This window comes from Paenibacillus sp. Y5S-9 (assembly GCF_036894235.1).
Classification (GTDB): domain Bacteria; phylum Bacillota; class Bacilli; order Paenibacillales; family Paenibacillaceae; genus Paenibacillus.
This window is the reverse complement of record NZ_CP145887.1, coordinates 4,108,154-4,134,324: the sequence shown is the minus strand read 5'-3', so window position 1 is coordinate 4,134,324 and position 26,171 is coordinate 4,108,154. Positions and strand designations below refer to the sequence as shown.

12 protein-coding genes are annotated in these 26,171 nt (G+C 42.0%); 11 read left to right on the top strand and 1 reads right to left on the bottom strand.

The window, feature by feature from the left end; all coding sequences use genetic code 11:
- Positions 1-201: 201 nt before the first annotated feature.
- The 5 genes from V6669_RS18105 to V6669_RS18085 all read left to right on the top strand — a co-directional run bounded on the left by V6669_RS18105 (position 202) and on the right by V6669_RS18085 (position 7,695).
- Positions 202-1,041: a PRD domain-containing protein gene (locus tag V6669_RS18105; protein ID WP_091034839.1), complete on the top strand. Its 840-nt coding sequence runs from the start codon at positions 202-204 to the stop codon at positions 1,039-1,041.
- A gap of 167 nt (positions 1,042-1,208) precedes the next feature.
- Positions 1,209-3,146, top strand: a complete 1,938-nt coding sequence (locus V6669_RS18100; RefSeq protein WP_091029189.1) for a beta-glucoside-specific PTS transporter subunit IIABC — start codon at positions 1,209-1,211, stop codon at positions 3,144-3,146.
- A 445-nt stretch (positions 3,147-3,591) separates the two neighbouring features.
- Positions 3,592-5,505 carry a beta-glucoside-specific PTS transporter subunit IIABC gene (locus V6669_RS18095; protein WP_338587352.1) on the top strand — a complete coding sequence of 638 codons (1,914 nt, stop codon included), beginning with the start codon at positions 3,592-3,594 and terminating at the stop codon, positions 5,503-5,505.
- 34 nt (positions 5,506-5,539) lie between these two features.
- Complete coding sequence (locus tag V6669_RS18090) at positions 5,540-6,982, top strand: 6-phospho-beta-glucosidase (protein WP_338587350.1); 1,443 nt, start codon at positions 5,540-5,542, stop codon at positions 6,980-6,982.
- A 314-nt stretch (positions 6,983-7,296) separates the two neighbouring features.
- Positions 7,297-7,695, top strand: coding sequence for a RidA family protein (locus V6669_RS18085; protein WP_127547577.1), 399 nt, complete (start codon positions 7,297-7,299; stop codon positions 7,693-7,695).
- Between the two features lie 122 nt (positions 7,696-7,817).
- Here the strand turns inward: V6669_RS18085 and V6669_RS18080 are convergent, their stop codons facing one another.
- Positions 7,818-8,978, bottom strand: a complete 1,161-nt coding sequence (locus V6669_RS18080; protein ID WP_338587348.1) for a S8 family peptidase — start codon at positions 8,976-8,978, stop codon at positions 7,818-7,820.
- Positions 8,979-9,189: 211 nt separating this feature from the next.
- Here V6669_RS18080 and V6669_RS18075 point away from each other — a divergent pair, with 211 nt between their 5' ends.
- From V6669_RS18075 to V6669_RS18050, 6 genes are all read left to right on the top strand, one after another.
- Positions 9,190-9,720 (top strand): GNAT family N-acetyltransferase, encoded by a 531-nt coding sequence (locus V6669_RS18075; RefSeq protein ID WP_338587346.1) that lies wholly within the window; start codon positions 9,190-9,192, stop codon positions 9,718-9,720.
- 194 nt (positions 9,721-9,914) lie between these two features.
- On the top strand, positions 9,915-10,775 hold the full coding sequence (locus V6669_RS18070; protein ID WP_338587345.1) for a Cof-type HAD-IIB family hydrolase: 861 nt from the start codon (positions 9,915-9,917) through the stop codon (positions 10,773-10,775).
- A 175-nt stretch (positions 10,776-10,950) separates the two neighbouring features.
- The gene (locus tag V6669_RS18065; RefSeq protein WP_338587344.1) at positions 10,951-12,216 is read left to right on the top strand and encodes a YncE family protein; all 1,266 of its coding nucleotides are present in this window, start codon (positions 10,951-10,953) and stop codon (positions 12,214-12,216) included.
- A gap of 18 nt (positions 12,217-12,234) precedes the next feature.
- On the top strand, positions 12,235-12,456 hold the full coding sequence (locus tag V6669_RS18060; RefSeq protein ID WP_338587341.1) for a hypothetical protein: 222 nt from the start codon (positions 12,235-12,237) through the stop codon (positions 12,454-12,456).
- Positions 12,457-12,780: 324 nt separating this feature from the next.
- Complete coding sequence (gene fabD, locus V6669_RS18055) at positions 12,781-13,986, top strand: ACP S-malonyltransferase (RefSeq protein ID WP_338587340.1); 1,206 nt, start codon at positions 12,781-12,783, stop codon at positions 13,984-13,986.
- A gap of 272 nt (positions 13,987-14,258) precedes the next feature.
- Positions 14,259-26,159, top strand: a complete 11,901-nt coding sequence (locus V6669_RS18050; RefSeq protein ID WP_338587339.1) for an amino acid adenylation domain-containing protein — start codon at positions 14,259-14,261, stop codon at positions 26,157-26,159.
- The last annotated feature ends 12 nt before the right edge of the window (positions 26,160-26,171 follow it).

Genomic DNA, 26,171 nt, shown 5'->3' with positions numbered 1-26,171 from the left:
TTGCACACTCCTGTGAGTATATTTACCTAGATCGGGAGTCATGCTAATTCGATATTAACTTTTTGTTGCACTGTGTAGAAATTTGTAATATTATGAGGGAAGCGCGTACAACATATCGGGTTGTAACTGTTGAATCAGGCAAAGCCGTATACCTTGAGAAAAGGGATTGGTTTGTCTTTTTCTGTATATTGGAGTGATAAAGTGAAAATCGAGAAGGTGCTGAACAATAATGCTGTAGTTGCGATGAATGACGAACAGGAAGTTATTATCATTGGCCGGGGGATTGCTTATCAGAAGCGGGCGGGTGATATGGTTTCCGAGCAGCATATCGACAAGATATTTACTTTACAGAATGAAGATATTCAGGAAAACTTCAAGGCATTAATCTCAAGCATTCCTCTGGAATACATGAAAGTATCCGAGGAAATCATCGCTTACGCCAAGCTAAAACTTGGAAAGAAATTAAATGAGAGCATTTACTTACATCTCACAGACCATATTCACTTTGCCATTGAGCGGTATCGCAAGAATCTGCCCATACGCAACGGCTTAATCTGGGAGACAAAGCAGTTATACAAAGAGGAATATGAAGTCGGAATGGAAGCGCTCAATATGATCTGTGATCAGTTTGGTGTGATCTTGCCCGAGGACGAAGCCGGTTTTATGGCACTTCACTTTGTCAATGCAGCTTTGAATGAGGAAATGCCCAACATCAAGAGTATGACCCAGGTCATGCAGGAAATTTTGACAATCATCAAGTATCATTTCAAGATTGATTTTGATGAGAACTCACTGACATTTTATCGCTTTGTGACGCATTTGAAGTTTTTCGCCCAACGTTTGGTGAAGGGAAAACATTACAAGAGCAACAACGATGACGAACTGTTTCTGATGATTCAGAAAAAGTATCCAGCAGCGCACAAGTGCTCGGAGAAAATCAAGAAATTCATTGAAAGCAACTACACGTATCAACTAACTGACGAAGAAATGATGTACTTAACGATTCATATTGAGAGAGTTGTGAATGCAACTTCTGAATAATCCCATAGATCAGCTTGCAGGGTTGCAACCACTAGGGCAAAACCTGAACGCTTGAATGACAGAACATACCGTTAACCGGATGTTCCGTACATTCAGATGTTCAGGTTTTTTTATTCTCTCCAATATGCTTCGAATCCGTGTCTAGCCAGAAAGGAAGAAAAGACTTCATGAAACACGAGCAATTAGCCAAAGACATTCTGTCTGGCGTTGGCGGTAAACAGAACATTAACAGCGTGGTGCACTGCGCGACCAGACTTCGTTTCAAATTAAAAAATGACAATAATGCCAAAACAGACGAACTCAAAAATTTGCCTGGAGTCATAACGGTAATGCAAAGTGGTGGACAATACCAGGTCGTTGTGGGTAACGAAGTGTCTGATGTGTATAAAGCTTTGTTACAGGTGGGTAATATGAATGCGGATGAACCGGTCTCAAGTGATGAGTCAGAATCTTCCGGTAAAAAAGAGAGTCTCTTGGGTCAGTTTATCGACTTGATCTCGGGTGTATTTACACCAATTCTCGGCTTGCTAGCTGCAACAGGGATGATCAAAGGTTTCCTGTCCATGTTTACTTCTCTCGAATGGTTGGACCCGGCTTCAGGCACATATCAATTGTTGAATGCTGCTGGTGACTGTCTGTTCTACTTCTTCCCAATCTTCCTGGGTTACACAGCAATGAAAAAATTCGGAGGATCACCATTCCTCGGGATGGCCATCGGAGCATCACTTGTATATCCGACCTTATCCGGTCTTAGTGGTGGGGAACCGCTTTATACGCTGTTTGCAGGCACATTGTTTGAATCACCGATTCATATCACGTTCCTGGGTATTCCCGTTATCTTGATGAGTTATTCCTCATCCGTCATTCCGATTATTATTGCTGCTTATTTTGGAGCAAAGGTAGAAGCGTTCTTCAAAAAGATCATTCCTTCTGTTGTGAGAACGTTCCTCACGCCATTCTTTACAATTCTGATTGTTGTACCTGTAACATTCCTCTTGATTGGTCCAATCGCAACATGGGCAAGTCAGCTGATTGGTGCCGGGGTATCGGGCATTTATGACTTGAGTCCGTTAGTAACCGGTATTGTTGTTGGTGGATTGTGGCAAGTATTGGTGATCTTCGGGTTACACTGGGGTATCGTACCCATCATGTTGCTGAATCTGTCCACTCTGAAAGCAGATCCGATTCTGGCGATGATGTTTGCTGCTTCTTTTGCTCAGATTGGTGCCGTTCTTGGCGTTATGCTTAAAACGAAAAATACCAAACTCAAATCACTAGGGGTTCCTGCCTTTGTGTCCGGGATTTTTGGTGTAACTGAGCCTGCTATCTATGGTCTTACTTTGCCACTGAAAAAACCATTTATTATGAGTTGTATTTCTTCTGCAGTAGCTGGTGGTATTATTGGATTCGCAGGTTCCAAAATGTTTGTATTTGCATCAGGCATCTTTGGTGTTCCAGCGCTTATTAGTCCGACAGCAGGGATTAACTATGAATTCTGGATGGCTATGATTGCCACAGTTATTGCTTTTGTACTAAGCTTTGTTCTCGTTTATTTTGTAGGATTCAAAGATCCTGCTAATCCGGAGGCTGCCAAACAGGCTCCAGAGCCAGTAAAAGAAGAGAAGGCTGCACTTGAGCCTAATCCAAACAATCGTTACGAAATTGCCAGCCCAATGACGGGTGAGGTGGTTCCTTTGCAAGAAATTAACGATGCTACATTTGCTGGTGAACATATGGGTAAAGGGATTGCTATTCGTCCAACCAGTGGGAGAGTTGTATCTCCGATTAATGGTGTGGTACAGACGATTTACCGTACCAAACATGCAATCGGACTTGTAGATGATCAAGGTGTAGAGATTTTGATCCATATCGGTCAGGATACGGTACAGCTCAAAGGTCAACATTTCACTGCACATGTGAAAGACGGAGATCGTGTGAGTGTTGGTGATCTGATCGTTGAATTTGATATTCAAGCTATTATTGAGGCGGGATATGAGACCGTAACACCGATTATTGTGACCAATACGGCAGATTATTTGGACGTGGTTGCTACAACGAATCGGGAAGTGCAAGAAAAGGATAAATTGGTTACTGTTATTGGTTAATTCTGCTTCAGTGCGTATTTATAAATGTGGATATTATGCTAAAAAGGGACGCTTTCGATGCTTTCGAAAGCGTCTCTTTTTAGTATTTTAGATCACTTAAATGCATTTATGAATTTAATAAAAATAAGTGTTGCAAACGTAGTTCAGATGTACTATGATGAGTTCAAGAAGTAAGCGCATACATCAATCGGGTTGTAACTGTTCAATCAGGCAATGCCGACCATCCTCAGTTCAGAGGGTATGGAATGTAACTTACTTTCGTTATCCAAATAATTAAATACCAATGTGTACAGCCTTACAGGGTTGCAACCGTTAAGGGCAAAACCTGAATTGCTGAATAACACGACTGATTTCCGGACGATCCGGTATGTTGTGTATGTTCAGTGGTTCAGGTTTTATTTGTTTCAAAAGTCATGGGGAGTCTACTTAGAGAGGGAGAATTACAATGAGCAACTACGATCAATTAGCTAAGGACATTCTGTCACGTGTAGGTGGTCGCGAGAACGTAAACAGTGTATTCCATTGCGTAACAAGACTGCGGTTTAAACTAAAAAATGAAAGCGTAGCCAAAACGGAAGAACTTAAAAATCTGCCAGGTGTTATTACCGTCATGCAAAGTGGTGGACAATATCAGGTCGTTATCGGCAATGAAGTGCCGGATGTATATAAAGCAGTGGTTAAAGCGGGGAATTTCCCAAGCGAAGGTCAATTTGAAGAGGAAGCAGACAACTCAGGCAAGAAAGTTGGATTGTTCAGTCGATTTATCGACATGATCTCCGGTGTGTTCACACCGTTACTCGGTTTGCTGGCTGCAACAGGTATGATCAAAGGTTTTACAGCCATGTTTTTATCCTTTGGATGGATTACGGAAACTTCTGGAACGTACCAACTGTTAAATGCAACGGGTGACTGTCTGTTCTACTTCTTCCCAATCTTCCTTGGTTATACGGCAATTAAGAAATTTGGCGGTTCACCGTTCCTGGGAATGGCGATAGGTGCTTCGTTAGTTTATCCTTCGCTGTCTGGTTTGACTGCTGGAGATCCATTGTACACCCTGTTTGCAGGTACGTTAATTGAATCACCGATTCACATCACGTTCCTGGGTATTCCAGTTATTCTTATGAGTTATTCAACATCGGTTATTCCAATCATTATTGCTACATTCTTCGCTGTTAAAATTGAAAGATTCTTTAAAAATATTATTCCTAAAGTTGTTAGCACGTTCCTTGTTCCATTCTTTACATTGCTCGTTATCGTTCCGGCAACGTTCATACTGATTGGTCCAGTATCCACTTGGGCAGGCCAGTTGATTGGTGCAGGAGCAACCGGCATCTACGATTTAAGTCCAGTGGTTACAGGTTTGCTTATCGGTGGATTGTGGCAAGTGTTTGTACTGTTTGGACTCCACTGGGGACTCGTGCCAGTCATGCTTCTTAACTTGAGTACTTCTGGGGCTGATCCGGTAATTGCCATGTCTTTTGCTGCCTCCTTTGCTCAAATCGGTGCTGTACTTGCCGTTATACTGAAAACCAAAAATACCAAATTGAAATCTTTAGGTATTCCGGCCTTCATCTCTGGGATCTTCGGTGTAACCGAGCCAGCTATCTACGGTCTGACACTTCCACTGAAAAAACCATTTATCATGAGCTGTATTGCTGGTGGTATCGGTGGTGGTATCTTGGGACTGGCCGGTTCGAAATTATACATCTTTGGTGGACTGGGAGTATTCGGATTCCCAAGTTTCATTAATAAAGCAACAGGTGTTGATTCTGGTTTCTATATGGCTCTGGTTGCATGTGGTATCGCATTTGTCCTTGGTTTTATTCTGACGTACGTGGTTGGGTTCAAAGACAAAGTGGAAGCTGCACCAGCTCCAGCACCTGTACTTGATCCAAATCCGAACAGCAGATACGAAATTGTAAGCCCAATGGCTGGTGAAGTTGTTGCATTGAACGAAATTAATGACATAACGTTTGCAGGAGAGCACATGGGTAAAGGGATTGCAATCCGTCCAACCAGTGGCAGAGTGGTATCTCCAATTACAGGTGTTGTTCAAACCGTATATCGTACCAAACACGCTATTGGTCTTGTAAGCGATGATGGTGTAGAGATGCTGATCCATATTGGACAGGATACGGTAAAGCTGAAAGGTCAACATTTTACAACTCATGTGAAAGATGGAGACCGTGTTAACGCTGGTGACCTGATTGTTGAGTTTGATCTACAAGCGATTAAGGATGCAGGATATGAGACAGTTACACCGATCATTGTCACTAATACTTCAAGTTATCTGGACGTTGTAGGAACAAAAGAGGCATCCGTTCATGAGAAAGATAAATTGATCACGGTATTAAGCTAATTGGAATCACAGATGGTATAGGAGGAACGTCTCAATGAATGAAAAATTTACAGCCTTCCCGGAGAATTTTCTCTGGGGAGGAGCAACCGCAGCGAATCAATTGGAAGGTGCTTATCTGGAAGGTGGCAAAGGTTTAACAACAGTAGATCTGATTCCGATTGGTGCCAATCGATGGAATATTGCTCTGGGTAACCTGGATTCGTATGAGCCAAAAGCAGGGGAATTTTATCCTTCACATGAAGCCATCGACTTCTATCATCGATATAAGGAAGATATTGCGTTATTTGCAGAAATGGGATTTAAGTGCCTCAGGCTTTCCATAGCCTGGGCACGGATTTTCCCTAATGGCGATGAAGCGGAGCCAAACGAAGCAGGCTTGCAATTTTATGATGATGTCTTTGATGAGTTATTGAAATACAATATTGAACCTGTCGTGACGATCTGCCATTTCGATGTACCTGTACATCTGGTCAAGACTTACGGCGGTTGGAAGAATCGCAAAATGGTCGATTTTTTTGAGAAATATGCGACGACATTGTTCAATCGATACAAGAATAAAGTGAAATACTGGATGACGTTTAATGAAATCAATATGTTGCTGCATCTCCCGTACATTGGAGCGGGTATTGTTCTGCAGGAAGGTGAAAACAAAGATCAGGTCCTATATCAGGCAGCACATCATGAATTGGTAGCGAGTGCACTTGCTGTTAAGGCTTGTCATGATATCATTCCTGGTGCACAGATTGGTTGTATGTTGGCCGCTGGAATGGTGTATCCATACAGCTCTAATCCGGATGATGTATGGAAAGCCATGGAGAAAGATCGTGAATCGTTCTTCTTCATCGACGTGCAGTCGAAGGGAGCATATCCGGGTTATACAAAAAGATTTTTCAGAGAAAATGACATTCAGATTGACATGCAACCGGAAGATGCAGATATATTGATGCAGAACACGGTCGACTATATCGGTTTTAGCTACTATGCAAGCCGGTGTACAAGTACGGACCCTGAGATTTTGAAAGATTCGACAGAAGGCAATGTATTTGGTTCGGTGAAGAATCCATATCTTCAAGCATCTGAGTGGGGATGGACCATTGATCCTAAGGGGCTTCGAATTACGCTTAATCAACTGCATGACCGCTATGGCAAACCGTTGTTTATCGTAGAAAATGGACTTGGGGCAACCGATGTGTTGTTAGACAATGACTCCGTTGAAGATGACTATCGCATCGAATATTTGAATAGTCATTTTGCCGAGATGGCTGAAGCGATTCAAGACGGTGTAGAGCTCATAGGTTACACAAGCTGGGGACCGATTGACCTGGTCAGTGCGGGTACCGGAGAGATGAAGAAACGTTATGGCTATATCTATGTAGACCGAAATAATGATGGTACGGGCACACTTCGCAGAGTGAAAAAGAAGAGTTTTCACTGGTACAAAGATGTCATTGCGAGTAATGGCGCACAATATTTCTGATACAAGATGTCCGACGCTATAGAATAAACAAAGAGCAGTCTCGTTATTATGGGATTGCTCTTTGTTTATGAGGGGATGAATTTGACCCTTGATGCGGCTTTCAGATATAATAAAGAAATGAAGAGAATCTTGTCACTTAAGAAGGGAGGAGCATCCGCTCATGAAGAAAAAATCACTTGCGTTTATATCTTCGGGATATGGATACTCCACTGCTGTCTTTTTCTAGAATCTATTCCAAGGGTGAAGTCTGCCCAAAATCGGAAGAAAACTAGGAAATAACGCAGAAAAATCTTAAGAATGATGAGGTAATCCAAATGAATATTGACAAAATTACTAGAACAAATCCAGAAAATATGCCAGCTCCTGTAGGTCAGTACACGCATATTACAAGAATCCCGAGGAATGCAGAATTATTTGTGACTTCGGGTCAAATTGGAGCAGATCATAATGGACTCTTTCCAGAGAGTCTGAATGAGCAAGTCACTAATACATTTAATAATATTAAAACAGTGCTCGAATCTGAGCGCTTAGATGCTGAACATATTATCAAAGTGAACGTATGGGCAACCGAGGAAATCGATTGGGATTTCTTATATGCCGAGTGGGGACAATTATTTAGTACGGATTATCCTGCAATGACGATTGGATATATTACGGCATTAGGTCTACCAGAGATTAAAATTGAAATAGAGCTTTGGGCAGCAAAAGTATAACATCCAATACTTTCTAACCAAACGAAGGAGCATCTCACTTACAGATGCCCCTTCGTTTTTTTTATTTGTGTAAAAATGGAAAGGATATGCCATGTGTGCAATCATGAGCGATAGTAGGTGTATTATGGCACCTGCAAGCTCTGATAAGCATTCAGTCGACCATATGTCCAGTAGATCCCGGAGCCTGATACCGGATCAGAAGCGAAACACAGCGCATCCCGAATCTGAGCATTTGTTTTTCCTTGTGCAGCAAGAAGTGCAGCTACTCCAGCCACATGAGGAGCAGCCATGGATGTCCCGCTCAGGTAGGCATAGGAACCACCCAGGTATGTGGATAGTATGGTATCACCCGGGGCAGCCATATCCACCCAGGAACCATAGTTGGAGAAATTGGATTTGAGATCGGAGGGGTTGGTTGAAGCAACGGCAATCACGTTGGGATACGAGGCGGGTACGATTGGGAATGAAGTGTTGTCGTTACCGGCTGCAGCAATAATCACAGCTCCTCGATCCCAAGCATATTGTACGGCAGCTTGAAGGAAAGCGTCTCCCATCGGACCACCAAGGCTCAGGTTAACAACCTGTACACCGTTATTGGCAGCATAGACAAGCCCGTTACCGACATTACCTATCGTTCCTTGCCCGTTGTTATCCAGTACTCGGAGCGGAACGATGGATGCGAGTGGTGCAGCGCCTGCAATACCCACACCATTGTTGGTAACGGAGGCAGCGATCCCAGCTACATGGGTGCCGTGACCGTTCCCGTCCTCAGGGATGTTATCATAATCAACATAATCATAACCGGGAAGGAGCTTGGAGGCCAATTCTGGATGATTCAGCTGTACACCGGTATCAATAATGGCGATTTTGACAGAGCTGTTACTCTGAGTAATGTCCCATGCAGCGGGTGCATTGATTTTGGACAGGTTATACTGATAAGGAAAGAAAGGGTCATTAGGAGTGAAGGAAGCCTCAACGAGGTAATTCGGCTCTGCATGTTCAATAAACTCATGATCTTTGTAATGTTTAAGCATCCGGTGCATTTTTTTGCGGGATTCCACACGGTACCATCCTAAATCTTCATAGGTCTCAGCGACCTTACATCTCCCTTTTTTGTGAAGGGTGTGCATCTCATCCTCCGTTGTACCTTCCTTGAATTTGACTAAGAGCTGCTTGGGAGCATGAGGGTGAAACTTGCTCTCGGCACGTCGGTCCAGATAACGATACACGAACACGATTATTGCTAGCAAAATGAAACCAAAAACACCTAACCATAACCACATGAGCGTTTCTCCCTCCAATATGGATTGTGACACGCCTTATCGTATGCGAACTCTATCAGACTGCGTGGGCACTCTTTCAATTTGGTTAGTAGTGTAGATAGATTGATAGGAAGGGATAAATTCGGTAAGATGAGATGAAGAGAGCCGATCTGGCATGAACAAGATTCAAGGAAGGGCCAAGAAGTAGCTCCTAATACAGAGGATAAGGAATGTGGATTTATTGACACAACTTCAGAGTATACCGACAGTCACACCAGTTCAGGCACACCAGATTCATGATGCCATTGATTTTGCCATGCGTGTACGCAGAGAAGTGTTTCCGATGCTGGATCATACGAGATTACCTGTGGACTTCGAGCAGTTCAGAGAACATTATCTGGACTCCAACGATGCGATCTTTCTTGTTGCAATGATGGGGGATGCGGGCATCGTTGGTTCTATTGGGATTTTGCCATATGATGGGCGAATTGAAGCCGTGGAAGGACGATATGAAGCTCAGTCTGCAGCCGAAATTGTGAAATGTTATGTAGATCCTGCGTATCGCAGATACGGCATTGGTTCGATGATGTTAAAGGAACTGGAGAATGTGGTGAAGGATATGCACTATACGACGCTGTATTTGCATACACATCGCTTCTTGCCAGGAGCTGTAGATTTCTGGAAACGCCAAGGGTTTACGGTTATTGCTGAGCAGGATGATGACTGGCAAACCGTACATATGGACAAGTTCGCACGTAAGTGACCATTGGAATTTATTGAAGGAAAATGACATTGTGATGGTAATGGGGGAGAAGTATACGCGGATTCTTTTGCCGGATTTTTGGAGAAGTTGATCGATCAGCGAACACCACGGAATAGGTAATTTTGTATAAGGAAAATGCCTGTCGGCACTCGCTCGGTTAGACATAGACAACATACATGATGGGGGCTAAGCAGATGAACGAAACGAAGCGGAAAATTGTTTTTATTGATATTGATGGCACATTGGTTGACGATGATGGAAGTATTCCGTTGTCAGCACAGAAGGCTTGCAAACAGGCTGGTGAGAATGGGCATCTGCTCTATTTATGTACAGGCCGATCCAAAGCAGAAATTTATGATTCCATCTGGGATGTCGGATTCGATGGTCTGATTGGTGCAGGTGGGGGTTATGTGGAGTTTGGCAAGGACGTGTTATATCACAAAAGGGTAACAGCGGAAGATGTTCGACATATGGTCGATTTTTTCAATGAAAACGGCATTGACTTCTACCTTGAATCCAATTCGGCATTGTATGCGAGTAGCAATCTTCAACCTCACCTGGAACGCCGCATCTATGGTGATGTGGAGAATGACCCTGTAGCCAGAGAGAAGAAGGAGCTGAAACCGCACCCGTTTATTGCCGGATTAACGTATGGAGAGGCCGACCTGTATAAGGATGATGTGAACAAAGTATGTTTCTTGGAGAGCTCGGCCATCCCGTTTGAGCGGATCAAGCAAGAGTTTGAAGGGAAATTCGAAGTCATTCAGTGCACTGTGCCGATCTTTGGTGAAGGAAGTGGTGAACTGATGATCCCTGGCATTCACAAAGCGATTGCGATCGCCGATTTGTTGGAGCATCTGGGCATGTCCCAAGAAGATACATTCGCCATTGGTGATGGCATGAATGATGCCGAAATGTTGGAATTTTGTAACGTCGGAATTGCCATGGGTAATGCAAAGCCTGGACTGAAAGCCATTGCAGATGATATTACTGGAACAGTAGAGGAAGATGGATTGTATCATAGTTTTGTGAAGTATGGATTGATCACTTGTTAAAGAAAACAAGGTGAGAGATAAAAACGGGTAATACGTATATCCTTTGTCCCAAACCTTATTTAAGACCCTGCATATATTATTGCAGGGTCTTTATTTTGGTTTAAACAGATCAATTTATATTTTTACAAAAGGGTTCTAATCAAACCATAACATCTAAGTGAAGGAGAGAATCGAAATGGCCATTCTATCAACCGGACCTATTGAGAATAATGCCGTCAGTGATGTACGGCCAACACAACAAGTTACCGTTAAAATTGATAACAGGAATTCTCTGGATGAATCCATTGTTTTGATACAAGGGTATAATTTGACCGCTACGAGGACTTTATATGTCAGCGAGCAGATTTCACTTGCTCCGGATCAGGTAGTGACAAGAACTTATTTTGCCAATCTTGATGCGTTTGAATTTGTCTTTACAGTTGAAGGTGTAGCTATGGAGCAGACGGAGATTTCCGTGTGGGGCAAAAATGAAACTGGTCAGCTAGTTGCCGCACATCGATTAGTCTCTTCTGAACTTGAAATGGAGGGAGATAACACACCAGTCAACCGCATTTATGTTGCGAATTTTAATAGTAACGATGTCTCCGTCATTAATGGCGAAACCAATACGGTGATTGCTACGATTCCTGTGGGAACGAATCCTGCAGGGATTGATGTTAATCCATTAACGAGTCGTATTTATGTCTCAAACAGAGGCAGCAATACCATTTCCGTCATTAATAGTGTAACCAACGCAGTGATTGCTTCTGTTCCGGTTGGGAGTGAGCCAAGTGACGTAGGGGTCAATACATCGACCAATGCTATTTATACGGCAAATTTTAATTCATTGGATACAACTGAAGATGTAACCGTTATAGATGGATTGACCAACACGGTGATTGATACTATCACTATTCCGGGACTCAATTTTTTAACGGGTATAGGCGTCAATTCCTTAACCAATCGGATCTATGCAGTAAATTTTAATTCTGATGCTGTGTCTGTGATTGATGGAGTAACGAATACGGTGATTGCTACGGTACCTGTTCAGGTCAATCCATTTCGTGTAGGTGTTAATCCAGCCACAAACCGTATTTATGTATCGAATTTAACCAGTAATACGGTTTCCGTTATTGATGGTTTAACCAATACGGTGATTGATACAATTCCGGTCGGCGTTTCGCCAGCTGAAGTAGCAGTTAATACATCAACAAACGCCATTTACGTACCAAATCGAGATACAGATAATGTATCAGTAATTAGCGGATTGACCTATACCGTGATTGCTACTGTTCCGGTCGGGATTAATCCAAACGGAGCGGGCGCCAATCCGTTAACCAATCGAGTTTATATAAGCAATCAAGATGACAATACCATTTCTGTGATCGATGGCGAAACGAATACGGTGATTGCTACCATTCCGGTGGGGGCACGTCCGTTCGCAGTAGGTATAAATCCGTAGAAAGGTGAGGGGATTCGGATGAAAGAAGTTATAACGGCTTCAGACTTAATGGAGCAGCTGATCAACATGAACAAAGAAAATTCTGTATGTCAAGTTAGGATTCCAGGTAAGGGGCTGTATGTAATTGTATTACAGGACGACTATTCAACCGTACTATCTTTAGATCAAATGTTGAGTGGTACAGAGAACGAAGTGAGCGGGAAAATCGGATCTGAAATAAAGAGGAATCCGTTTCTCTGAGGAAAAGGCAAATCGTGAGTCTTGAATGATCAGATCAGAATGGAACAGGCATCTCCTCAATGGAGGTGTCTATTTGCATTAGTACTCAGGCTACAGACAAGATCCAGTAAAGAACAACACTAAATGTTCCAACACAGAGGCCAACGAGGAGCCCAAAAAGAATCACGAATTTTTTTCCGTTCATAGATTTAGATGACCCTCCTTTTGACTTTATTATTGCATAACTCCCAATGAAAGTTTACTATAAATTTTGCAAACAAGGAATTTATTGGTTTTAAGTTGTCGGAGTGCATGAAATATAAAGTTGATACTGGAGGATGCTGGATGAGTAATGTAGCTCTGTTGTTTCCTGGACAAGGTTCTCAGGTGGTTGGGATGGGTAGAGACTTTTGGAATAACTTCGATGTAGCTAAAAAGCTATTTGAAGAAGCCAGTGATGCTATTTCTTTCGATTTAAGAAAACTTTGTTTTGAAGGCAGTCTAAATGATTTGACAATGACGATGAACGCGCAGCCTGCACTTTTGACTGTAAGTGTCATTGCTTATCAAGTTTATATGCAAGAAATAGGGATGGGACCCACTTATTTGGCTGGGCATAGTTTGGGAGAATATTCGGCTTTGGTATGCGCTGGTGTTCTATCTTTTCATGACGCTATTAAACTTGTGAGACAACGAGGGATCATTATGCACAATGCAGACCCGCATCAGCAAGGGACCATGGTGGCCATTTCACACATTCAATTAGACACACTTCAAAACATATGCGAAGAAGTTTCAACAAAAAAACACCCTGCCTGTGTGGCTTGTATGAACGCTGACCAACAGTTTGTCATTTCGGGACATCGGCACTCTATACAAGAAATTATTAAAAGGACAGAATCCCTGGGAACGAAACATTCTTATATCAATGTAAGTGGTCCCTATCATTCTCCCATGATGCAAACCGCAGCAGAACAATTCAAAGTTGAATTGGATCGATATCAATATGCCCATGCAAAATACCCGATTATTTCAAATGTTACAGCAGCACCCTATGAGTGTGATCGATCTGTCGTGGATTACTTAAACATGCAGATGACGATGCCTGTAAGATGGTCAGAGTCCATGCTTTATCTGGTTGAAAATGGGGTTACTGAAGTTATAGAGTTGGGTTCTAAACATGTGTTAGTTAGTCTTATGAGTAAAATAACGAAGCGTACTGTACCTTATTCCCTTGGTCAGCCTTCCGATTTACTAATGCTTACAAATACACAAGAAAGGAAAAATAAGCGGTTAACGATTCGTAAAAAGTTGTTATCAGAACTAATGGTAACCGCACTCATTTCACGGAATTATAACCAAGATTCGATAGCATATACCCAAACGGTTGAGCCGTTATTTCATCAATTACAACGGGTAAAGGAACAAATACACAAGAATGGATACGAACTCAGCGAAGAAGAGATAAATGATGCTCTACAGGTATGTCATTCGATTCTTACAGCGAAACAAATTTCAATAGATGAAACTGCGTTAATTAATGCAATTTAGTACGATTTTGTTTGCTCACAAGACCTCTAGAACATTCCAGGCTGTCTCATTATGAGGTGGTCTGTTTGTCGTTGGATACGCTCTGAAGTTGTTGAATATTCAGACGTTTTGTCATCAATATGTAAAAAAATGAGCTATTCAATCTCTATATTTTACCATATAGTAACAATAAATTGATTGATTTTACATATATTTCTATGGTAAAATTTTCTTGAAAATATGTGTAAATAATTAGATAAGCATGTTAGAGATGATTCATTTGGAGGAGAGATATGTATACTAATCAGTTTCAAACACTAGTGGATGTTATCCGCGACAGAGGTAAAATAACGGACCGCGGTATTCGTTTTATCGATGCGGACAAACGTGAAACTTTTATATCTTATCATCAATTATTTACTGAGGCACAAGGGTATTTAGGTTATCTACAAGCCATCGGAATTAAACCTAAACAAGAGATTATTTTTCAGATTCAAGAAAACAAACGGTTTTTAGTCGCATTCTGGGCTTGTATACTCGGTGGAATGATCCCTATCCCTGTAAGTATTGGTGAAGATGAAGAACAAAACTTGAAAGTATGCCGTATTTGGAATTTGCTAAATAACCCTTTCATGATTGCATCTGAGAATGTGCTGGATAAAATGAAGAGATTTGTTTTGGAACATGACATGCTTGATTTCCATCATCAATTAGAAGTCAGAACGGATATGATCCAAGACACCATATATCATTATGAATCTATTAATAATATAGTTGAACCTCAGTCTGATGACTTGGCATTTATTCAATTCTCTTCTGGATCAACCGGTGATCCCAAAGGCGTAATGCTCACCCATCGAAACCTGATTTATAATACTTGTGCTGCTATTAATGGCACACAAATTAGCTCAAACGATAGTTTTCTCTCCTGGATGCCCCTTACCCATGATATGGGTTTGATTGGATTTCATCTCGTACCCCTCGTGGCAGGAATTCATCAGTACTTGCTCCCAACGGAATTATTTATTCGCAAACCGATTCTATGGATGAAAAAAGTAAATGAACACAAAGCAACCATACTGTCTTCTCCTAACTTTGGTTATAAATACTTCCTGAATTTCTTTCGCGAAGACAAAGCGGAGGGATGGGATCTGTCATCTGTCAGAGTCATTTATAATGGGGCGGAACCTATATTACCCGAAGTGTGTGATGAATTCCTAAATGTATTGTCAGCATATCACTTAAAGAAAACAGCCATGTTTACCGTATATGGATTAGCAGAGGCCTCTGTTGCTGTCTCCTTTCCCAAGGTAGATGAAGAATTTACTGCGGTGTACGTTCACCGGGATCATCTGAACTTGGGGGAGCGTGTCATCGAAGTCGAGAAACATGCTGAACATGTAGCATCATTTGTTGCCGTTGGCGAAGCAATTGATTATTGCCATGTTAGAATTTGCGATGAGGAAATGAACAGTGTTCCCGATTTGGTTATTGGAAAAATTCAAATCAAGGGGGATAACGTCACCCAAGGTTATTATAATAATTCACTTGCAACGGAGAAGTTATTAACGCACGACGGGTGGGTGAATACAGGAGATCTGGGTTTTATCATGAACGGAAAACTGGTTGTAACAGGGCGGGAAAAAGACATTATCTTTATCAATGGTAAAAATGTTTATCCCCATGACATTGAACGTGTCGCCATACAATTAGATGATATTGAACTCGGAAGAGTTGCTGCTTGTGGTGTGTATGATTCGAATAGTCAAAGTGAAGAAATTATTGTGTTTGTCGTGTACAAAAAAAAGATTGAACACTTCTTGCCGCATGTTAAAGAAATCAAAAGACATCTATACAAACATGGGGGATGGAGTGTCAAAGAGGTACTGCCCATCAAAAAATTACCCAAAACAACAAGTGGGAAAATCCAGCGGTATCAGTTAGCCAAGCAGTATGAAGCAGGCAAATTCTCAACAGAATCTGCATTCATCCATGACTGGATCAAGAATGACAATGACAAGGCAAAAGAAAAGGCTGCTGTTTCGGTTCGAGTCATAGAACGTGAATTAACTTCACTATTTTCTGAAGTGCTGGTTGGGAAGAAGGTAGAACTTGAGGATAGCTATTTTGATATGGGTGCAACTTCATTACAGCTGGCCCAAATCGCTGAACGTATAGAACAAAAATACGGAGAAGAGCTTGCTGTTACGGACCTCTTTACCTATCCCTCGATAACTGAATTGGCAGCATATCTGGCTAGAGGATACAGTGAGACCATGCAAGTCAACAAAACTCAAGAGGATCATACGCCATCCAAAGATATTGCTATTATCGGTATGTCTTTGAATCTCCCTGGTGCATCAAATGCAAGCGATTTTTGGCGTGTTTTGGAAAATGGAACGCATAACATTTGGGACTACCCGGAAAGTCGGATAAAAGACGCAGCGGATTATATACAATCCATGCGAACCGAAATGAGCGAAATTCAATGGATCAAGGGTGGTTACTTGGATCAAATTGATCAATTCGACTATTCTTTCTTTGGCATAACCCCAAAAACTGCACAATTTATGGACCCGAATCAAAGGATGTTCTTGCAAACGGCATGGCATACGATTGAAGATGCCGGGTATGCAGGGGAAGGAATCAATGGAAGAAATGTGGGCGTGTACGTGGGATATTCCAAAGTTGGGTATGATTACGAACGGCTCGTGACGGCGAGTTACCCTGCAGAACTCAAAAATTATATCATTGGAAATTTACCATCTGTACTGGCGAGCAGAATTGCATATTTCTTGAATTTAAAAGGCCCGGCCTTAACGATTGATACCGCTTGTTCCTCCTCACTTGTTGCTGTTCACATGGCATGTAAAGGATTGGTCGCTGGAGACTGTGAAATGGCAATCGCAGGAGGCATTCGAACGGCATTATTACCGATAAGTATCGGACTGGATATGGAATCTCCAGATGCATTGACGAGAACGTTTAGCGAAGATGCCAACGGCACGGGATTTGGCGAAGGTGTTGGGTCGGTCATGTTGAAGCCAATGCAGCAAGCGATTAAGGACGGGGATCATATCTATGGTGTGATTAAGGGAAGTGCGATTAATCAGGATGGCAAGACGGTAGGAATCACAGCACCTAACCCGGAGTCACAAACCAATGTGATCGAACAGGCTTGGAAGGAAGCCGGTATTTCTCCTGATACGCTTAACTTTATTGAAGCACATGGAACAGGGACAAAATTAGGTGATCCGGTTGAATTCAATGCTTTGCGTAAAGCTTTTGAGAAATATACGGATCGGAAACAATTTTGTGCAATCGGATCTGCCAAAGCTAACATTGGACATGGCTTTGAAGCGGCGGGGATCGCTGGATTAATTAAATCTATTCTTATGTTTCAACATAGAAAGATTCCACCATTGGTTCACTTTGACAAGCCTAATCCCCTGCTTAAGTTTGAAGCTTCACCTTTTTATGTGAATCAGGAATTAATGGCTTTTGGTGAAGTAGAGGGTCCATTACGATGCGGGGTTAGTTCTTTTGGTTTCAGTGGTACCAATGCGCATGTGGTTCTCGAAGAATATGTTCCTTCCCCAACCGTAGATAAAAGAATGTCCCAAGAGCCTAATTTATTTGTTCTGTCTGCTGCCACGGAACGGGCGCTGGATGAATTGGTCAGAACGTATCATGAATATCTAACTGATCACACGGATGTTTCCATACAACAAATCTGTTATACAGCCAGTACGGGAAGGGCTAATCTGGATTATCGGCTTGCCATCGTAGTCACGAGTACACAAGAATTACATGAAAAATTGCAACGAATTGCAAGCGGAGAGGGTAAACTGCCAAATGTTTATTTTGGTTATGCCAAAAAAGACAAAACGCTTGTTAGCGATCATCTCTATGCTGGGGGAAAGGCAGAATCTTTAAATGAACTCGGTCAGCTATTTACACTGGGGGCAGTGATTGATTGGGAAAGGTTTTATAATCATGAAGTCATTCGGAAAATTCCATTGCCTCTATATCCATTTGAGCAGAAGCGGTGTTGGATTGAAGTCAAACATACGATACCAGCGGGACATAGGTCAGAGAGGAATGAGGTTCAAATGGAGATGAATACAAACGATATTGAATTAAAGATTAAAACAAGCATCAGTCGTGCATCTGGTTTGAAGTTGGAAGAGCTGGATCATCAAGCTCATTTTCTCCAAATGGGATTGGATTCCATCATTCTTGTGCAAATTCAAAAGGAGATCTCAGAGCTGTTCCGTTTGAATATCCCGATGGAAATGTTTTTTGAAACCCTTACAAATATTAATTCCTTAGTTAAATATGTGTCAGAGAATATAAAGCATAATGATGTATCTGAAAATATAAACAATCAAACAGTTCAGGAGCATACTGAACAACAAAATCTGGCATCTGTGAACAATATAAACACGGCAAAATCATCAGGGAATGTGTCGGAACAAATTGTGATGTCTGCCATTCAGCTCATGGAATCCCAATTAAAAAGTTTGAATGTGCTGTTAGGCGAGCAAATGACTGCTGTTCAATCGCCTCTTTTGGAGATGAAACAGCATGAAACCAAACATCATGAAACCAAACCAACCAAAGAGATCCAACCCAATTCGGAATCGAAGGAAGCCAAACCTTTTATACCGTATCAATCGTTGAAAATTCATGAAGAGAGTGGATTCTCAGCGCTTCAGAACCAGTATGTTGAACAATTTATAGCCAAGTATACCGCAAAGACAAAAAGCTCCAAATATAAAACGAGCCAAACTCGTTATGCCCATGCGAATAATCGCAATGTGTCCGGATTCCGTTCGTATTGGAAGGAAATGGTGTATCCTATCATTTCAACTCGTGCAGAGGGATCTAAGATATGGGATATGGACGGGAACGAGTATTTGGATCTGACGATGGGATTTGGTGTGAATCTATTTGGCCATAATCCAGCATTTATTCAAAATGTAATAGCAGACAGCCTCCAGGAACAGTTGCCTCCATTGGGCCCTATGTCAGACTTGGCAGGAGATGTCGCAGCTAAAATTTCCGAGCTAACGGGTGTAGAGCGTGTCGCATTTTATAATTCAGGAACAGAAGCTGTCATGGTTGCACTTCGTTTAGCGAGGGCAGCAACGGGGCGTTCCAAAGTTGTATTATTTTCAGGATCTTATCACGGTACACATGACGGCGTGTTGGGTATAGCGAATCCTGGGGATGCTTTATCGTCTGCGCTGCCTATGGCTCCTGGTATTGTACAAAGCGCTATGGAAGATTTGATTATTCTTAATTATAACCATCCACAATCCCTGGAAATGATTCAGAACCTGGGTGATGAATTGGCTGCTGTGCTTGTAGAGCCGGTGCAAAGTCGAAGACCTGATCTGCAGCCAACACAATTCTTGCGGGAACTTAGAGAGATCACGAAACAGTTTGGTATTGCACTTATTTTCGATGAGGTCATCACTGGATTCAGAATCGGTCTGGGTGGAGCACAGGATTGGTTTGGGGTTCAAGCCGATTTGGTTACGTATGGGAAAGTGGTCGGTGGCGGGCTGCCTATTGGCATAGTCGCGGGTAAAGCTGAATTTATGAATCCGGTAGATGGTGGAACCTGGAACTTTGGTGATGATTCTTACCCTTCCGATGCAGATAAGAAAACGTTTGTCGGTGGAACCTTCTGTACACACCCTCTTACGATGAGAGTGACGTTAACGGTACTGCAGTATCTTCAATCCGAAGCAGGAACTTTATATAAGGAATTAAATGAAAAAACAGATTATCTTGTTAAAGAATTAAATGCGTTTTTCAAAACAGCGAATGTACCGATGCAAATGGTGAACTATGGATCTTTATTTCGATTTATATCATTTGGAGATATGGAATTATTCTTCTACCATTTAATTTATAAAGGTTTATATATTTGGGAAGGCCGTAACTGTTTTATATCGACTGTTCATTCCATGGGTGACATGGATACGATAATCAGAATCGTGAAAGAGACGATCCATGAACTACGCGAGTGGGGGTTTATCCCTGGTGAATCGCCTGTTTCGGAATATCCGCTCTCTTTAGAGCAAAAACAATTATTGTTAACTTCATTACATGGGGAAGATGCGAATGCTGCATTAAATCAGAGTGTTATTTTAAAAATGACAGGTGGAATAAAGCCTTCCACACTGGATGAGGCCGTGAATCAGATCGCACAGCGTCATGAAGCCCTGAGAACAGTCATTCATGCCGATCGTGAAACACAACAAATCAGATCCGTAATGGAATTTCAATGTACATGGTTGGATTTCTCGGCATATGCAGGTGAGGATCAAGAACGGGAAATTTCCAATTGGTTATCTGCCGATGCAAATGAAGCCTTCGATTTACAGTCTGGGGAACCTCTATTTAGAATCACCTTGCTTAAAAAGGCAGCCGATCAATACCTTATGGTGCTGACATTTCATCATATTATTGTAGATGGCTGGTCGATTGCTGTATTCATTCAAGAGTTGGAACATACCTATTCTGCTCTGGTCCGAGGAGTTCCGATTCAATTACCTGAAGCCACTCCATTCAATGAGTATTTAAGATGGCAACGCCTTGAACATGAAAAAGGCTCATTTACCGAAGGAGTCCAGTTCTGGAAAGAACAATTTTCCTTATCCTATCCCAACATTTCACTTCCAACGGTACAGTCCGATGATGTGCCCAGGGGATATTCTGGTGAAAGGTATTCCATCCAGCTGGATCATCAATTAACAGAGTCTTTGCGAACGTTAAGTATAAATAATAAGAGCAGTTTGTTTGTAACGATGTTTGCAGCGTTTCATTTATATTTGCATCAACTAACAGGGCAGTCTCACCTTGTCATCGGCGTCCCTACAGCGGGTCAGTCTCATATGGGAAAAAATGCGCTGATTGGCAACTGTGTCAACATTGTACCTGTTCATCATGCCTTGTTAACGAAGCAGTCCGTCGTAGAGCATGTTCTTCAGCTCAAGGAAACGCTGGCTCTTGTCATGAAGCATCAGCATGTCCCACTGACTCTCGTATCCGAACAGCTTGCTCATATGACTGCACCGGATACCCGGATTTTATTCAATATGGACAGAACGATTCATCATCTTCAATTTGAAAATATCAAGACTGAATTCATGTCGTATCCGATCAAACATATTTCTTACGATTTATTTCTTAATATTACGGATGTTAGCCATGAATTGTATCTGGATTTTGATTACAATACCGATCTCATTGGACCTGAGATGATGAAATTGTGGTCCGAAGGATTTAAGGGTTTACTGCAAAATATGGTGAGTCATCCAGAGGCTGAAATTTCGTCTTTGACGTTGTTCTCATCCGAGCAACAGGATCAATTACAAGAGATGTACAATCGATTTGTTACGGAGCGTCTTCCTCACGTTAATCATGCAGCCATATTCGAGCCTCCAGTCAATGTAGTGGAGAAAAAGCTGGCTTTGATCTGGGTAGACGTATTATCCCTCGATCAAGTGGGGAGACATGATCACTTTTTTGATCTCGGAGGAAACTCGCTCAAGGCGACTGTAATGCTATCCAAGGTACATGAGCAGTTTCAACATAAAATTTCAATCGTTCAATTCTTCCAAAACCAACGTCTGAAAGAGCTTGCCAGTCTGATTACAGGCGAGAACGAGGAAACATTCATTCCAATCAAGGCATTGGACGTGAAGGAGTTCTATGAGACGTCAGCTGCACAACAGCGAATCTACTTTCTGGATCAATTTGAGCCTAATAGTGTGTTTCAGAACATGTGCGGCCATATCACGGTCACAGGAAATATCGATGAAGCTAAACTAATTTCGTCATTGGAACAAATCGTGCACCGTCACGAAGCTTTTCGCACCAGTTTCCATCTGATGGATGGAGAGCTTTACCAGCGTATTGCTCCAACGATTGATTTTGAAGTAAAACAATCTCAGGAAAGCTCTGCTTCATTCGAACAACATGTTAAGGCGTTTGCAAAACCATTTGATTGCTCCAAAGCGCCATTAATACGTGCCGAATTTATTCGTATAAACGATGATCATGCAGAGATTCTCATCGAGATGCATCATATTATATCGGACGGATATTCCGTTGGCATTCTTGCGAATGAACTGATCGATGTGTATGACGGAAGAAACATGCCGGAAATTGAGATTGAATACAAAGACTTTGCAGCTTGGCAGAAAGAATTTCTGGCGGGGGAGTCTTATAAGCAGCAAGAAAAATATTGGCTGGATCAATTCAAAGGAGAACTCCCGAACCTTAATCTGCCTACTGATTTTGTTCGGACACCTCTTTTGACTTCGGCAGGTTCAAGATTGTCATTTGTGTTGGACGCACACTTGAAGCAGTCGCTGGAGAAGCTTGCGAAACAAACGGGAACTACGATGTTTATGGTGTTATTGGCAGCGTATAATGTGCTGCTTCATCAATATACGGATCAAGAAGACTTGATTGTAGGTACACCAACATCAGGAAGAAACCATCGGGATGTCGAGAATATGATAGGTGTCTTTATCCAGACGGTAGCGATTCGATCACAGCCAGTGGGGAATAAGTCATTTCGATCCTATCTCGAGGAAATAAAAAAACAATCCCTGGATGCATTGGATAACCAGGACTATCTTTTTGACAATCTTGTAGAGAAATTAAACACACATCGTGATACCACTGGGACAGCACTTTTTAATACGATGTATATCTTCTTAAATACCGCGTTGAATCAACGGCAAGAACAGGATTGCAGCTTTAAAGTTAGAGAATTAAATGTCGGTGTATCGTTGTATGATCTGATGTTCATCGTTGAGGATGATAACGAGTGTCTGGAAATGCACTTTAATTACAAGACGGAGCTGTTTGAAAGGGATACCATCGACAGAATGAAAACACATCTGTTTAACATCCTCAGAGACATTGTGATCGAACCTGATATTGCCTTATCCGATATTCAAATGCTGTCTGAACATGAGCAGAACGTTCTTTTATATGACTTTAATGATGCCAACATAGAATATTCCCGGGATCAGGCCATCCAGGAATTATTCGAAGCACAGGTGGAACGGACACCCGATCAATTAGCCGTCGCTTTTGGAGATGAGCAATGGACGTATCATCAATTGAATGAACGGGCGAATCAGTTGGCATATACGCTTAGAGCTGAGGGAGTGCAGCAGGATCAATTTGTAGGTATTCTGACAGATCGTTCGATTGATATGATCGTTGGCATCTTTGGCATTCTAAAAGCAGGCGGGGCGTATGTACCGATTGATCCGGATTCTCCTGAAGAGCGTATCCGCTATATCCTGCATGATTCCGGGGCAACGTTGTTAGTTACGCAAAAGCATTTGAAGCAGTTGGTATCGTTTAATGGAAAAATGATTGATTTGGACGATGAAGAAACCTATGCAGCTAATCTGTCGAATCTGGAACCGGCAGGGAATTCCGAGCAGTTGGCTTATGTGATCTATACTTCAGGCACAACAGGCATGCCAAAAGGTGTGATGATCGAACATCGTCAGGTTCATCATTTGGTTAAAGCGTTGTACAGTCAAGTTATAGATGATCAGCATAGCGGGTTGCATGTCGCTTTACTTGCGCCTTACTATTTCGATGCATCTGTGAAGCAGATTTTTGGTGCACTACTGTCAGGACATGCCTTGTTTATTGTAGACAAGGACACGGTACTGGATGGACAAGATTTGATGAATTATTATCAGCACCACCAAATTGATTTGACGGACGGAACACCTGCACACCTGAAATTGCTTTCGAAGGCAAAAAACGTTCAAGGCATATCGCTAAAATATATGCTCATTGGCGGTGAAGCTCTTTCTCTGCAAAGTGTAAATCAAATCACATCATTATTTGCTCTCAATCATATAACGCCTCCAACCATAATTAATGTGTACGGTCCAACAGAATGTTGTGTGGATGTTGCGACATACCGTGTACTTCCAGAATACCTGGATACAGCGAATCAACGAGCTCACCTACCGATTGGTCGAACATTAGGAAATAATCGTCTGTATGTATTGAACAAACATGGCAAAGTTCAGCCTGTAGGCGTCGTAGGGGAATTATGTATCTCTGGCGATGGGGTTGGTAGAGGATACTTGAATTTACCTGAGCTGACAGCAGAAAAATTTGTACGTGATCCGTATGTCCAGGGAGCGACAATGTACAAAACGGGAGATTTGGTGAAATGGCTTCCCGATGGCCATATCGAGTATTTGGGAAGAATGGATCACCAGATTAAAATTCGCGGATACCGGATCGAAGTAGGGGAAGTCGAAGCAGCACTGTTAAAAATAGAGTGTGTGAAAGAAGTTATCGTTATGGCACATGAGGATGATCACGGGGACAAATCGTTATGTGCATACTTTACAGCGGATTCCACGCTGACGGTGGGAGAGTTAAAACAAAGCCTCTCTAAGGTGTTGCCGAATTACATGGTTCCAGCCTACTTTATACAATTGTATCACATGCCTTTGACATCGAACGGGAAAATCGATCGCAAATCGCTTCCGAGTCCAGAAGAAAACATACAAACGGGAAGTGAATATATAGAACCCCAAACGGGGGTGGAAAAACAGTTGCTGCCTATTTGGCAGGATGTGCTTGCGGTGAAAAAAATCAGTGTAAAAGATCTTTTTTTTGATGTAGGAGGCAACTCTTTACGTGCGACCAAGCTGGCCGCCAAAATCAATCAAAAGCTGAATATCCGCATATCGGTAAGAAACGTCTTTGAATGGCAGACCATCGAACAGATGGCTCAATCTATTGAACAAATGGAACAGGATGTATTAGTGTCCATTCCTCAGGTAGAGGAAAAAGAATATTATCCTATTTCTTCGGCGCAAATGAGAATGTACATTATGAGCATCAAAGCCGGCAAGGAACTCATGTACAACATGTCAGGTATGTTTATGTTGGAAGGATCGCTTGATCGGATCAGATTGGAAGAAGCATTCCAACAATTGATTCATCGTCATGAATCGCTTCGGACCGCATTCAAAGTCATACACGGAGAACCGAAACAGATCGTATATTCTGAAGTGAATTTTGGGATTGAATCGATCAAGTCAACGGAAGAAGAGATCGAAGACCAGATTGAACAATTTGTTCGATCATTTGATCTCGGGCAAGCACCTCTTATGAGAGTGAGGCTGATTGAACTTCAGCAGGAGCGTCATGTATTGCTGGTAGATCTCCACCATATCATTGCAGACGGACTATCTGTACAGCTTCTAATGACTGAACTTAGCCAGTTCTATAAGGGAGAGGAGCTATCTCCTCTTCGAATTCAATATAAGGACTATGCTGAATGGCAGCAAATACAGCTTCATAGTGAGTGGATGAAAAAGCAGGAGAAGTATTGGCTTACTGTGTTTGGTGAAAGTATCCCACTATTGGATCTGCCAACAGACTATGAAAGACCTGAAACCCTAAGCTATGCGGGAGATGTATTGGACATTGTTTTGGAGGAAGACCTCCTTCCAGGCTTGAGAAAAATGGAAGCTTTGACAGGAACAACGCTATACATGATTCTATTAGCCGCCTATACCATTCTGTTGTCTAAATACAGCGGACAAGAAGATATCATCGTGGGCACGCCGATTGCAGGCAGGACACATGCTGAGCTGGAGCCGGTCATGGGGATGTTCGTGAACACACTGGCTATTCGAAATTATCCTGCAGGGGATAAAACTTTTACGGAGTATCTGCTGGAAGTCAAAGAAAATATGTTGAACGCATATGAGAATCAGGATTATCCGTTTGAAGAATTGATTGAGAAAGTAAATGTAACCAAAGATGCTCGGAGGAATCCGTTGTTTGACACCATGTTTGTATTGCAGAATACAGATGCTTCAGAGATTCAGATGGATGGAGTAACCTGTAAGCCTTATGCTCCAAATACGAGAGTATCCAAATTCGATTTAACGCTGTATGTTACCGAATTGCAACACAAGTTAGAAGTGGCCTTTGAATACAGTACGATTTTATTTGAGAAAACAACGATTGAAGCGATGTCACAAAATCTGTTGGTCATATTAACAACCATTGCCAACGACCCTCATATTGAAATCAACAAGATTCAATTGGTTGAAGAATTATTAGATGGGGATACGCTGGCTGATCTAATTGAAGTAGATTTCTAAAATAACTAAAAA